Genomic DNA, 12,206 nt, shown 5'->3' with positions numbered 1-12,206 from the left:
ATTTCCCTTTCTCAGAACCCGGTGATAAGGAATAACTGCTGTGATGCCGCAAGCGGCAACGGCAGGACGGGAAAGAAGGGCGGGACATGGCGGGGCGAAACGGCGGATCGCTGTTGCAACGGATTGCCGAGCGGCGCAGCTTGCGGCGCTGGCGCGATGCGGCGTCCACGGTGCCCACGCTTGGGCCTGATGGACTGCGCAGTCTGCGCGCCCGGGCGCGCGCGCTGCGCAACGAGCTCGACACGGTGCTCCGCGCGACCGAGCAGCGGCTGACGGCCTTTCCCGGTGATACGTCGGTTCGCAAGCCCGCCGGCAGTGACTGGGCGTGGCGTCCGCTGCTCTGGCGGGTGAAGGCGCATCCGCATGGGATCGCGGGGGCGCAAAGTCGCGACAAGCTTGGCGATGACCTCACCCTGTTCCATGACTGCCCTCGGTCCGAGATAACGCTGCGCCAGATCCGTAATACCAAGGGCGAGACGCTCGCGCCGTTCGGGCTGCGGCTCGATGTGCTGCGCTTCGAAGGCTCGTTCCTGTCGCTGGTGCTCGACCTGCCCGATGCCGCGCTTGGCGGGCTGCAACTCAACCATCTCATCCGGCTGGAGATGCAGCTGGAGTGCGAGCGGGAACTGGAGGTGTTCTGCCGCCTCAACATCAAGCACGGCCCCAATTCGGAGCAGCTGGTGCGCGAATTGCCCCAAGGCGAGGGCGCGCGCTATGTCGAATTCGATCTGGCCTATACGCGGATGAACGAGCGGCGGTTGGAAAAGGTATGGGTCGACCTGATTTTCGAAAACCCACGGATGAACGAGGTGGTGATCCGCGATCTCACCTTCGCGCGCTACCCGCGCGCCGAGCTGTGACGGAGGCGAGGATGCTGGAAAATTCGCGGATCAAGGCCGGGCGCTGGGAGGCGGTGAGCCACGAGAAAGAGACGCCCGATCTTGAGGTGCGCCATCAGGGCGAGGTGCTGGAAGGGCTGTTGCTGACTGGCGAGCCGGGCGACTGGCGCCTCTCGCAGCCGATCCCGGCGGAGTTGCTGAGTGAGGGGGTACTGACCTTCCTCGTCTGCCGCAAATCGGATGGCGAGGTGATCGACCGCTTCTCTCTGGTCGCAGGCGCGCCGCTCGCGGGTGATCTGCGCGCCGAGATCGACCTGCTGCGCACCGAGTTGGACATGCTGTCGCGCGCCTTCCGCCAGCATTGCGCCGAGAGCGAAAGCTGAGCCTTTTGCGCGCGCCCTCGCGCGGGCGCGCGTACGCGTAGAAGAAAGACCTACGCGTCGAGCAGCTTGGCCACGGCCCGCAGCTCGAATTTCTGGATCTTCCCGGTCGAGGTTTTCGGCAGTTCGGAGAAGACCACGCGCTTGGGCGTCTTGAAGCCCGCGAGCCGCTCGCGGCAGAACTTGATCAACTCCTCTTCCGTCGCCTCCTTGCCCTCCTTCAGCTCGACGAAGGCGCAGGGCACCTCGCCCCAGGTCTCGTCGGGCTTCGCCACGACCGAGGCGAGCGAGACCGCCGGGTGGGCGCAGATCACGCCTTCCACCTCGACCGAGGAGACGTTCTCCCCGCCCGAGATGATGATGTCCTTCGCGCGGTCGGTGATCTTGATGTAGCCGTCGGGATGCATGAAGGCGATGTCGCCGGAGTGGAACACGCCGCCCTCGAAGGCCTCGCGCGTCGCCTGCGGGTTCTTGAAGTAGCCCTTCATCACCATGTTGCCGCGGAAGACGATCTCGCCCAGATGCTGAGAGTCGCGGGCGACCTCCTTGCCCTGATCGTGAACGGTTACCTGTTCGAGCATCGGCATCGACACGCCCGTGCGCGCCTTCAGTTCGGCACGTTCCTCGCCGGTTGCGCCGTCCCAGGAGGGCTTCCAGGTACATTCGACGGCTGGCCCGTAGGTTTCGGTCAGCCCGTAGACCTGCGTGACGTTGAACCCTAGCGGTTCGATCGCGGCCAGCGTCGAGGCGGGCGGCGGGGCGCCGGCGGTGAAGACTTCGACCACGTGATCGAAGGGGCGGCGATGCTCGTCCTTGGCGTTGACGATGGTGTTGAGCACGATCGGCGCGCCACCGAAATGCGTCACCCCGTGATCGGCGATCGCGTCATAGATGTTCTTCGCGGTCACATCCCGGCAGCCGACGACCGTGCCGCCCATCATCGGGGCCATCCAGCTATGGGTCCAGGAGTTGCAATGGAACAGCGGTACGATGGTCAGCAGAACCGGGTAAAGCTGCATCCGCCACGAGATCGCGTTCGCCTGCGTCGAGAGATAGGCGCCACGGTGGTGATAGACGACGCCTTTGGGCTTGCCGGTCGTGCCGGAGGTGTAGTTGAGCGCGATGCTCTCCCATTCGTCCTCCGGCATGATCCAGTCGAACATCGGGTCGCCCTCGGCCACCAGCGCCTCGTATTCGAGGTAATGCCCGGTCGGCTCGAACCCGTGATCGGGGTCGGCCACCTCCACGATCTGCGGCGCGGGGCCTTTCATCTTCTTCACGGCTTCTTCGGCCACCGGCAGGAAGGCCACGTCGCAGAGCACGATCTTCGCGCCGCCATGTTCGAAGATATAGGCAACGGTATCGACATCGAGCCGTGTGTTGATCGCGTTCAGCACCGCGCCGCAGGCGGGCACGCCGAAATGCGCTTCGATCTGGGGCAGGGTGTTGGGCAGGATCGTCGCTACCACGTCACCCGAGTTCACGCCGCGCGCCTTGAGCGCCGAGGCGAGCTGGCTCACGCGCGCGTGGTAATCGACGTAATTATAAGAGCGGCTGCCGTAGACCACCGCCGGTCGCTCGGGGAAGACCTCCAGCGCGCGGTTGAGATGCGACAAAGGTGTAAGCGGGGCGTAATTCGCCGCGCATTTCTCCAAACCCGTCTCGTCGGCAAGCCAGCCCATGAAAACCTCCTCCTCAATTGTTCGGGCATCTTCAGGCGGCTCCGCGCGAAAGGAAAGAGGGTTTGCGTCATCTTTCGTCAGAGATAGTGTCTCGCGCATGATCGTTTCGCATGGCCGTCGCTATATCTTCGTTCACATCCCGAAGACGGGCGGCACGGCGCTGACGCTCGCGCTGGAGGACCGCGCCATGGCGGACGATCTTCTGATCGGAGACACGCCCAAGGCGCAGCGGCGCAAACGCAGGCTGGCGGGCCGCGAGACGCGAGGGCGGCTTTGGAAGCATTCCACGCTGAGCGACGGGCTGGGGCTCTATACGGAAGAGCAGGCTCGGGCCTATTTCACTTTCACACTTGTGCGGAACCCGTGGGATCGGGTCGTCAGCTACTACCATTGGTTGCGCGAGCAGCAGATGACGCATCCGGCCGTGGCATTAGCAAAGTCACTCAGCTTTTCGGACTTCATAAACCATCCGCACACCCAGGCATCGCTCGCGGCGGCCCCTTATGGCAGCTACATGCGGCTGCCGGACGGGGAGGAGATTTGCGACCTTTATATTCGCCTTGAAGATGTAGAGGCCGATGCCGCACCTCTCGCAACGCATCTGGGGTTTTCCGTGACGCCCTTCGCGCGATCCAACATTTCCGCGCGGAAGCGCAACTGGCGCGAGTATTTTTCGGATGTCGACGCTGAAGTGGTTTTAAAACTCTGTGCCGAAGACATCGCGCGGTTCGATTACCGATTCTAAATTTTCGCGCGATTGCAGATTGCGACGCATTTTGGGCCATTCTTACGGCCGGTGAACGCGCCCCTATCCAAAAAGATAGGTCAATCGAGCGTGTCCCCTATCCAAAAAGATAGGTCAATCACGGGTCCGTGAGCAACTTACTGTCTGAAAGTATAGGTTTGCCACATTTCGGTCACCTTTCGGCCCCGGAAACTCCCTAGGAATCAATTGATCTGGGTAGGACCAAGAAATGGCCTCGCCGACTTTCAGAAGGAAGACCGACATGACCCGCAGTGCAACGACGACCTGGGACGACGATTGCGCCTTTGATACCGCTCTGGCGGGCGCAACCTCCGGGCGAATGCTCGACAACGGAGCTGCGTCGGGAATCGTCGCCGGAACGCGCATCGCCACCGCCATGGGCTGGCGCCCGGTGGAAGCGATCGCAGCCGGTGACATGGTCATGACTTTCGACAGTGGCCTGCGTCCCGTCGCGGACGTCAAACGGACTCAACTCTGGCTCGGTCACGGGCGTTGCCCGGACCATCGCAAGCCGCTCGCCGTGCCGGTCGGCGCGTTGGGCAACAAAACCCCGATGCTGCTTTTGCCTGAACAGAACATGATGGTGGAAAGCGACATGGCCGAGGCAATTTACGGTGACCCCTTCGCCGTGATCCCCGCTTCGGCACTTGAAGGCTATCGCGGGATCGATCGGATTACACCCCACCGTCCGATCGACGTGATCGTGCTGGAGTTTGAGGAGGAGGAGATCGTCTACGCTAATGGTTCTGGCATGGTCCATTGCGGTTCGGTCAACAGCCACCGGCTCGAAGCGCTCTTCGACGATGATGCAGGCCCGAACTACGAGACGCTGTCGCTCGAGATGGCGCGCTCGATCGTCGCGGGGCTGATCGACGAAGATCTGACCGCACATGCTTACGCGGCAGAGTGATAGCCCGGCCTGATCCCCTCCTGAAATTCTGACAGGCCGAACGCCGCACCCCAGACCAGGGTGCGGCGTTTTCCTTTGCCCGGGAATAGGCGAACGCTTCGGCGCAGAGGAAGGCGCGCGCATAGAAAAACGCCGGGGCCTTTCGGTCCCGGCGTTCTGGTTTTCTGGCGCCGTCGGATCAGGCGGCTTTCGCGGCCTGACCGTCGCCGAAACGACCATAGAAGGTGTCACCCTTGGCTGCGATGTCGCGCAGCAGGGCGGGGGCTTCGAAGCGCGGACCGTATTGCGCGGTGAGCGCCTCGCAGATCTCCACCGCCTTGCCGGCGCCGAGGATGTCGAGCCACGAGAACGGGCCACCCGACCACGGGGCGAAGCCCCAGCCGAGGATCGCGCCCACGTCACCCTCGCGGATGTCTTCCAGCACGCCCTGCTCGAAGGCGCGCACGGCTTCCAGCACCTGCGCCATCAGCAGGCGATGCTGCACGTGATGCACGTCGGGCTGCTCGTCGGCGCGCGGGAACTTGGCGTCGAGACCTTCCCAGAGGCCTTGGCGTTTGCCCTTCTCGTCATAGTCGTAGAAGCCCGCGTTCGCCTTGCGGCCCATACGGCCTTCGTCGGCCATCCAGAACAGCACGTCATCGACCGCCTCATCGGGATAGGCATCGCCCATCGCCGCCTTGGTGGCCTTCGCGATCTTCACGCCGAGGTCGATCGAGGTCTCGTCTACCAGCTGCAGCGGTCCGAGCGGCATGCCGACCATCGTGGCCGCATGTTCGACCAGCGTCGGGTTCACCCCCTCGGCCACCATGCGAATCCCCTCGTTGATGTAAGGGATGATGCAGCGGTTGGCGTAGAAGAAGCGCGCGTCGTTCACCACGATCGGCGTCTTGCGGATCTGGCGCACGAAATCGAGCGCTTTCGCCACGGCCACAGGACCGGTCTCGGCACCCTTGATGATCTCCACCAGCATCATCTTGTCGACGGGCGAGAAGAAGTGGATGCCGATGAACTGCTCGGGGCGTGCGCTGGCCTTGGCCAGCTCGGTGATCGGCAGGGTCGAGGTGTTGGTCGCGAAAATCGCATCCTGCGGAATCACGGCTTCGGCCTTCTTGGTGACCTCGGCTTTGACGCCCGGATCTTCGAACACGGCTTCCACGATCAGGTCGCAACCCTCAAGCGCGGCGTAATCCGTGGTCGCGTTGATCAGGCCCAGCGTCTTGGCCTTGCCCTCTTCGGTGACCTTCTTGCGCGAGATGCCCTTGTCGAGGATGCCCTCGGAATAGGACTTGCCGCGATCGGCGGCCTCCTGGCTGTTGTCGATCAGCACGACCTCGATACCGGCTTTGGCCGAGACATAGGCAATGCCTGCGCCCATCATGCCCGCGCCGAGGATGCCGACCTTCTTGACCTTCTGGTCCGGCACGTCGGGACGGTTCGCGCCCTTCTCCAGCGCGCCCTTGTTGATGAAGAGCGAACGGATCATCGAGGTCGACGACGGGTTCAGCAGAACGTTGGTGAACCAGCGCGCCTCGATCTTGATCGCCTGATCGAAGGGCACGAGCGCGCCTTCATAGACCGCCGAGAGCAGCGCCTTGGCCGCCGGATAGACGCCCGCGGTCTTGCCATGCACCATCGCGGAAGCACCGACGAAGGTCATGAAGCCCGCCGGGTGATAGGGTGCGCCGCCGGGCATCTTGAAGCCCTTCGCGTCCCACGGTTTGACCAGATCGGCGTCTTTGGCGTTCAGCACCCATTCCTTCGCGGAGGCCAGCGGATCCTCGACGACCTCGTCGATCAGGCCCGCGGCCTTTGCCTTCTTGGGGTCCGAGAGCTTGCCTTCCAGCAGGAAGGGCGCCGCCGCCATCGCACCGAGCTTGCGCGAGACGCGGGTGGTGCCGCCGCCGCCGGGGAAGATGCCGACCATGATCTCGGGCAGGCCGATCTTGGCCTTCGGGTTGTCAGCGACAAAAGTGCGGTGCGTCGACAGCGGCAGTTCCAGACCGATGCCGAGCGCGGTGCCGGGGATCGCGGTCGCGATCGGCTTGCCGCCCTTGTTGGTCTTCGGGTCCATGCCGGCGCGCTCGATCTTGCGCAGGACATGGTGCATCTGCATCACGCCGTCGAAGATCGCCTGAGCGCCGCCTTCGCGCATCTGCGCGATGACGTTGAGATCCATGCCGCCCGCGAAATCGGGCTTGCCGGAGGTGATGACGACACCCTTCACGGCGTCATCCGCCAGCGCCTTGTCGATGAAGCTGTCGAGAAGCGCGAAGCCCTCCATGCTCATCACGTTCATCGACTTCTCGGGCACGTCCCAAGTGATGACGGCAACGCCGTCGCTGCCAAGTTCGTATTTGAAATCAGCCATTTGTTCCTCCCTCACACGCGCTCGATGATGGTCGCGGCGCCCATGCCGGACGCAACGCAGAGCGTGGCCAGACCGGTGTTCAGGTCGCGGCGTTCGAGCTCGTCCAGCAGCGTGCCGATGATGATCGCGCCGGTGGCGCCGAGCGGGTGGCCGAGCGCGATCGCGCCGCCGTTGACGTTGACCTTCGATGCGTCGACCTGGAAGGCCTGCATGAAGCGCAGCACGACAGCAGCAAACGCCTCGTTCACCTCGAACAGGTCGATGTCGGAGATCGACATGCCCGAATCGGCGAGGATCTTCTCGGTCACGGGCACCGGGCCGGTCAGCATGATCGTCGGATCGGTGCCGATCTTCGCGGTGGCGCGGATGCGCGCGCGCGGCTTGAGGCCATGCGCCTCACCGAATTCCTTGTTGCCGATCAGCACGGCGGCGGCCCCGTCCACGATGCCCGAGGAGTTGCCGGCGTGATGGACGTGGTTGATGTGATCGAGGTGCGGGTATTTCAGCATCGCGACCTTGTCGAAGCCGGGCATGACCTCGCCCATTTCCTTGAAGGACGGCTTCAGGCTGCCGAGCGATTCCATCGTCGTGCCCGGACGCGGGAATTCGTCCTGCTCGAGAATGGTCAAACCGTTCTGGTCCTTCACCGGCACGATGGATTTTGCGAAACGGTTTTCCTTGATCGCCTCCGCCGCACGGCGCTGCGATTCCACGCCGAGCGCGTCGACGTCTTCGCGGCTAAAGCCGTATTCGGTGGCGATGATATCAGCCGAGATGCCCTGCGGGACGAAATAGGTCTTCATCGCGAGCGACGGGTCCACGGCGATTGCTGCGCCGTCCGAGCCCATCGCGACGCGGCCCATCATCTCGACGCCGCCTGCGATGTATCCCATGCCAGCGCCGCCGCGCACCTGGTTCGCGGCGAGGTTCACGGCTTCCATGCCCGACGCGCAGAAGCGGTTGATCGACAGGCCGGGGATGCGCTCGTCGAGGTCCGACAGAAGCACCGCCGAGCGTGCAAGGCAGCCGCCCTGCTCCATCACCTGGGTCGCGTTGCCCCAGATCACGTCCTCGACCGCGTGGCCTTCGAGGTTGTTACGCTCGGCCACCGCGTTCAGCAGCCGCGCCGACAGCGCGACCGAGCTGACCTCGTGCAACGAGCCGTCCTTGCGGCCCTTGCCCCGCGGGGTGCGGGCTGCGTCATAGATATAGGCTTCCGTCATGGTTCCTCCTCACGCCCGGTCGGAAGGATTGCCGGGCATCAAATCATAGGGGTGTTTCCAACCGGGCAGGGCAGCAATGCCATCCAGCCAACGGTCGATATTGGGGAATTCCTTGCGGTCGAACCCAAAGGGCTCGGGGTAGTAGAGATAGCCGCAGCAGGCGAAATCGGCCAAGCTGGGCTGGTCGCCGACGACCCAGTCGCGACCCTCCATGTGTTTCTCCAGCGTCTTGATCGCGGTCAGCACGCGGCCCTTGAGCCAGCCGATCGCCTCTTGCGGACGCTTGTCTTCGGGCAGGAAGTTCATCAGGAAGCGCAACCCGCCTTGCTGGCCCGAGCCTTTCTGCGCATCCCAGAACATCCAGCGCAGCATTTCGTTGCGGTCCTCGGCGAGGAATTTGCCGGTCTGCTCCGCGATGTGAAGTTGGATGACGCAGGATTGCGACAGGGTCAGGTCGCCCTCTTTGAAGACGGGCGCCTCGGCCATTTCGTTCAGCGCCTGGTATTCGGCGCTGCGCGCCTCGCCGTTGAAGAAATCGACATAGACCGGCTCCCAGTCGTAGCCCGCCAATTCCATCGTCAGCGCCGCCTTGTAAGCGTTCCCCGACTCTCCGAAGCAATAAAGTTGTGCCGCCATTCGTTGCGGTCCTCCCTGATCACGATGCCAATCTGGCCCCTAAGTGACGCGAACGTAAGCCCCTCGTGGGCATTCCGCCGCAACGTCATTCGATCACGACGTTGCGTCCAACGCGAGGGAGAGGGTGACGTTCCGTTGCGAGAGGTGAACGGACGTGAACGGAAAGCACGGAAAAAGCGAGAGGAGCGGCGCGGTTAGCGCACCGCCTGCATCGTTCCCTTGGGAAACTCGATTCCCTCGAAATCGGGATACACCTTGCGCAATACCGCGATCTGCGCCGGGCTGTCGATGCGCACGAGATACCATTCCTCGCCATCCTGCAGCGCCAGCGTGGTATTGGTCGAGCGCACCTTGCCCATCTCGGGCACCTCCATCACCGTCGATGTCGGAATCTGCGCATAGGCCCGGCCCGAAGACGTCTCGCCGGTTTTCATTTCGTTGGTGTTCATCTCGAACTCGTCGATCGTGACCGAGGCCATCGCGTCGTTGATCTGCTTGCGCATGATCTCTTCGAGCTGCTCTTTCGGTACGCCCGTCTGATCCGCGATGGCCTGCATCATCTTCGGCGGCACCGTGTCGAAGAAGACCGAGTAGTCCTTCTCTTCCACCGCCTTGGTGAAGCCCGCGACCTCCTGCGTGACAGCGTTGCGGTCGGCGGGGTCGAAGGCAAAGGCGGGCAGGGCCGAGACGGCAAGGGATGCGACAGCGAAAGCGAGAGACAGGCGGGTCATGGATGTCCTTTCGAAATCAGGCTTTGCGCTCGCCAAGCTCGGCCTTGAACAGCCGCAGGCGGTGGTTGAGATTTTCCTCGTGGGTGACGGAGTTGAAATGCTCGAACAGGAAGGTCAGCGCCTCGTCGGGCGTGATTTCCGCCTCCTGCGCGAAGCGGTTGAGGCTGCGATAGGCGTCATTGGTCATGGCGACGGGAAAGCGACGGGTCAGGCGCAGTCGTTTGGGCATTCAGGCTCCGGGGCAATGTAGCGCGGAAAGGCGCGTCAGGTTGCGCGCAGCTTAGGAAGAAACCTGCGCGCTGGCCAGACCGCCCGTGCTCCGAAGCCAAGCATCGGGACCGCGCCTAGAGGTCGTCCCAATCGCTCAGCCCGAGCTTGTTCTTGCGGTGGATCTGCCACAGCGCCATCAGCGCCCCGAAGGCGAGCGCCGAGATCACCAGCGTTACCAGATGCGGCGCGTAGGACATGCCCTCCGTCGCGCTCAGCAGATGATCCACGAGGAGCTGCGCCACCGCGAACCCGGCGCCGAAGATCAGCAGGTTCTGCTTCCAGTCGAGATAGGGAATCGGGCGCGGCTCGAAGCCCAGCCAATGCAGTACCCGCGCGCCCATGGAAGGACGGGTCGAGCGGAACACGCCCCGCGCCCGCAGCTCTGCGAGCGCGGCATCGTATCGGCGGTGGGTTTCTGCGTTATTGAGATACATGGCGGCGGGGCTCGGCGGGAATCGTGTCTCGGTTGAGATTCCGAGGTTAGACCTGCATGGCCGCAAAACAATCGCCCGGCGCTACACTTCGCCTGACATGGCGGTGATCGAAAATTGAAACGGCGGGCCGAGGCCCGCCGTTCATTTTCGTTTGATCCGTTCGTCTCAGAACTGGTCGTCGGTCAGCGCCATGACCGGGTCCGCACCGCTCTCGATCCGCGCCAGATGCATGGCGCAGGCGGGAAGCTGACGCGCCATGTAGTAGCGGCCCGTCGCGATCTTGCCTTCGTAGAAGGCGGTGTCCGACGCCCCGTTGTCGAGCGCGGTGAAGGCGGCTTTCGCCATCCGCGTCCACATCAGGCCGAGGCAGACGTGGCCCATCAGGTGCATGAAGTCATAGCTGCCCGACAGCGCCGCGTTCGGGTTTTTCATGCCGTTCTGCATGAAGAACATGCCCGCGGTCTGAAGCTGCTTGGAGGCGTTCTTCAGCGCATCGGTGAAGGGCTTCATCCGCTCATCGTCGTCATGCGACTTGCACTCTGCCTTGACCATCTCGAAGAAGGCCATGACGTGCTTGCCACCGTCGGCTGCGAGCTTGCGGCCCACGAGGTCGAGTGCCTGAATGCCGTTGGCGCCCTCGTAGATCATCGCGATGCGCGCGTCGCGCACATGCTGCGACATCGGCCAGTCCTCGGTATAGCCGTGGCCACCGAAGACCTGCTGCGCGGAGACGGCGGTCTCGAAGCCCTTGTCGGTAAGGAAGCCCTTGATGACCGGGGTCATCAGCGAGATCAGACCTTCGGCTTCGGCGTCGTTGAGCGCATGGGAGCGGTCGATCAGATGCGCGCCCCAGAAGGTGAAGGCGCGGGCGCCCTCTACGAAGCTCTTCTGGTCCATCAGCATCCGGCGCACGTCCGGGTGCACGATGATCGGATCGGCGGCCTTCTCGGGCGCCTTCACACCGGTCACGTCGCGACCCTGAATGCGGTCCTTCGCGTAAGCCACGGCTTCCTGATAGGCGGCTTCGGCCACGGCATAGCCCTGAAGACCGACGCCAAGACGCGCTTCGTTCATCATGGTGAACATCGCGCGCATCCCCTTGTGGAGATCGCCCAGCAGCCAGCCCTTCGCGCCGTCGTAGTTCATGACGCAGGTCGCGTTGCCGTGGATGCCCATCTTCTCTTCGAGCTTGCCGACCGAGAGCGAGTTGCGCTCGCCCAGCGAGCCGTCCTCGTTGACGAGGAATTTCGGCACGATGAAGAGCGAGACGCCCTTGGTGCCTTCGCCACCGCCCGGCGCTTTCGCCAGCACGAGGTGGATCACGTTATCCGACAGGTCATGATCGCCCGCCGAGATGAAGATCTTGGTGCCGGTGATCGCGTAGGAGCCATCATCCTGCGGCTCGGCCTTGGTGCGCATGAGACCCAGATCGGTGCCGCAATGGGGCTCCGTCAGGTTCATCGTGCCGGTCCAGTCGCAGGTGACCATCTTCGGCAGATAGGTCTGCTTCTGCTCGTCCGTGCCGTGGGTGTGGATCGCCGAATAGGCGCCGTGGGTCAGGCCCTGGTACATATTGAAGGCCATGTTGGCCGAGACGAACATCTCGCCCACCGCGCAGTTCAGCAGGTAGGGCATGCCCTGACCGCCGAATTCAGGATCGCAGTCGAGCGCGGTCCAGCCGCCCTCTTTCATCGCCTCGAACGCCTTGTCGAACCCTTTGGGCGTGCGGACCACGCCGTTTTCGAGCACGCAGCCTTCCTTGTCGCCCACCTCGTTCAGCGGGGCCAGCACCTCCGACGAGACCTTGCCCGCAGCGTCGAGAACGGCCTCGGTGAAGTCGCGGTCCATTTCTTCGTAACCCGGCACGTCCGAATCCGAAACTTTGAGCAGGTCATGCAGCACAAACTGCATGTCTTTGGTGTTGGCGATAAAGCTCGACATGGTTCGCTCCCTTTAGTCGTCGCGGA

The 12,206-nt window shown here is 63.4% G+C and carries 12 protein-coding genes; 4 read left to right on the top strand and 8 right to left on the bottom strand.

What is annotated here, in order from left to right:
* Positions 1–86: 86 nt before the first annotated feature.
* A complete protein-coding gene (locus B6V73_RS10390) occupies positions 87–860 on the top strand; it encodes a DUF6478 family protein (protein WP_088723117.1) in 774 nt (257 codons plus the stop codon).
* Positions 861–871: 11 nt separating this feature from the next.
* Entirely contained in the window at positions 872–1,222 is a 351-nt protein-coding gene (locus B6V73_RS10385) for a hypothetical protein (protein WP_233243058.1), read from the top strand.
* A gap of 50 nt (positions 1,223–1,272) precedes the next feature.
* On the opposite strand, the gene B6V73_RS10380 is transcribed toward B6V73_RS10385, so the two are convergent.
* On the bottom strand, positions 1,273–2,901 hold the full coding sequence (locus B6V73_RS10380; protein ID WP_088725190.1) for an AMP-binding protein: 1,629 nt from the start codon (positions 2,899–2,901) through the stop codon (positions 1,273–1,275).
* A gap of 97 nt (positions 2,902–2,998) precedes the next feature.
* Here B6V73_RS10380 and B6V73_RS10375 point away from each other — a divergent pair, with 97 nt between their 5' ends.
* Positions 2,999–3,646 carry a sulfotransferase family 2 domain-containing protein gene (locus B6V73_RS10375; RefSeq protein ID WP_088725189.1) on the top strand — a complete coding sequence of 216 codons (648 nt, stop codon included), beginning with the start codon at positions 2,999–3,001 and terminating at the stop codon, positions 3,644–3,646.
* 262 nt (positions 3,647–3,908) lie between these two features.
* Positions 3,909–4,577: a Hint domain-containing protein gene (locus B6V73_RS10370; RefSeq protein WP_075775367.1), complete on the top strand. Its 669-nt coding sequence runs from the start codon at positions 3,909–3,911 to the stop codon at positions 4,575–4,577.
* Between the two features lie 178 nt (positions 4,578–4,755).
* Here B6V73_RS10370 and B6V73_RS10365 read toward each other — a convergent pair whose 3' ends face one another.
* From B6V73_RS10365 to B6V73_RS10335, 7 genes are all read right to left on the bottom strand, one after another.
* The gene (locus B6V73_RS10365; RefSeq protein WP_088725188.1) at positions 4,756–6,945 is read right to left on the bottom strand and encodes a 3-hydroxyacyl-CoA dehydrogenase NAD-binding domain-containing protein; all 2,190 of its coding nucleotides are present in this window, start codon (positions 6,943–6,945) and stop codon (positions 4,756–4,758) included.
* A gap of 11 nt (positions 6,946–6,956) precedes the next feature.
* On the bottom strand, positions 6,957–8,168 hold the full coding sequence (locus B6V73_RS10360; protein ID WP_075775369.1) for an acetyl-CoA C-acetyltransferase: 1,212 nt from the start codon (positions 8,166–8,168) through the stop codon (positions 6,957–6,959).
* A gap of 9 nt (positions 8,169–8,177) precedes the next feature.
* Positions 8,178–8,804 carry a glutathione S-transferase family protein gene (locus tag B6V73_RS10355; protein ID WP_075775370.1) on the bottom strand — a complete coding sequence of 209 codons (627 nt, stop codon included), beginning with the start codon at positions 8,802–8,804 and terminating at the stop codon, positions 8,178–8,180.
* A gap of 194 nt (positions 8,805–8,998) precedes the next feature.
* Positions 8,999–9,535 (bottom strand): hypothetical protein, encoded by a 537-nt coding sequence (locus B6V73_RS10350; protein ID WP_088725187.1) that lies wholly within the window; start codon positions 9,533–9,535, stop codon positions 8,999–9,001.
* A gap of 16 nt (positions 9,536–9,551) precedes the next feature.
* The gene (locus B6V73_RS10345; RefSeq protein WP_075775372.1) at positions 9,552–9,764 is read right to left on the bottom strand and encodes a hypothetical protein; all 213 of its coding nucleotides are present in this window, start codon (positions 9,762–9,764) and stop codon (positions 9,552–9,554) included.
* 115 nt (positions 9,765–9,879) lie between these two features.
* Positions 9,880–10,239, bottom strand: coding sequence for a DUF6404 family protein (locus B6V73_RS10340; protein WP_075775373.1), 360 nt, complete (start codon positions 10,237–10,239; stop codon positions 9,880–9,882).
* Between the two features lie 165 nt (positions 10,240–10,404).
* Positions 10,405–12,180, bottom strand: coding sequence for an acyl-CoA dehydrogenase C-terminal domain-containing protein (locus B6V73_RS10335; RefSeq protein WP_088719820.1), 1,776 nt, complete (start codon positions 12,178–12,180; stop codon positions 10,405–10,407).
* Positions 12,181–12,206: the final 26 nt, after the last annotated feature.

The organism is Thioclava sp. JM3 (assembly GCF_002213185.1).
Lineage (GTDB): Bacteria > Pseudomonadota > Alphaproteobacteria > Rhodobacterales > Rhodobacteraceae > Thioclava > Thioclava nitratireducens.
This window is presented reverse-complemented; position numbering and strand designations above follow the sequence as displayed.

Coding starts and splice junctions, on each gene's coding strand:
- B6V73_RS10390 (WP_088723117.1), top strand. CDS start 87: ATGGCGGGGCGAAACGGCGGATCGCTGTTGCAACGGATTGCCGAGCGG.
- B6V73_RS10385 (WP_233243058.1), top strand. CDS start 872: ATGCTGGAAAATTCGCGGATCAAGGCCGGGCGCTGGGAGGCGGTGAGC.
- B6V73_RS10380 (WP_088725190.1), bottom strand. CDS start 2,901: ATGGGCTGGCTTGCCGACGAGACGGGTTTGGAGAAATGCGCGGCGAAT.
- B6V73_RS10375 (WP_088725189.1), top strand. CDS start 2,999: ATGATCGTTTCGCATGGCCGTCGCTATATCTTCGTTCACATCCCGAAG.
- B6V73_RS10370 (WP_075775367.1), top strand. CDS start 3,909: ATGACCCGCAGTGCAACGACGACCTGGGACGACGATTGCGCCTTTGAT.
- B6V73_RS10365 (WP_088725188.1), bottom strand. CDS start 6,945: ATGGCTGATTTCAAATACGAACTTGGCAGCGACGGCGTTGCCGTCATC.
- B6V73_RS10360 (WP_075775369.1), bottom strand. CDS start 8,168: ATGACGGAAGCCTATATCTATGACGCAGCCCGCACCCCGCGGGGCAAG.
- B6V73_RS10355 (WP_075775370.1), bottom strand. CDS start 8,804: ATGGCGGCACAACTTTATTGCTTCGGAGAGTCGGGGAACGCTTACAAG.
- B6V73_RS10350 (WP_088725187.1), bottom strand. CDS start 9,535: ATGACCCGCCTGTCTCTCGCTTTCGCTGTCGCATCCCTTGCCGTCTCG.
- B6V73_RS10345 (WP_075775372.1), bottom strand. CDS start 9,764: ATGCCCAAACGACTGCGCCTGACCCGTCGCTTTCCCGTCGCCATGACC.
- B6V73_RS10340 (WP_075775373.1), bottom strand. CDS start 10,239: ATGTATCTCAATAACGCAGAAACCCACCGCCGATACGATGCCGCGCTC.
- B6V73_RS10335 (WP_088719820.1), bottom strand. CDS start 12,180: ATGTCGAGCTTTATCGCCAACACCAAAGACATGCAGTTTGTGCTGCAT.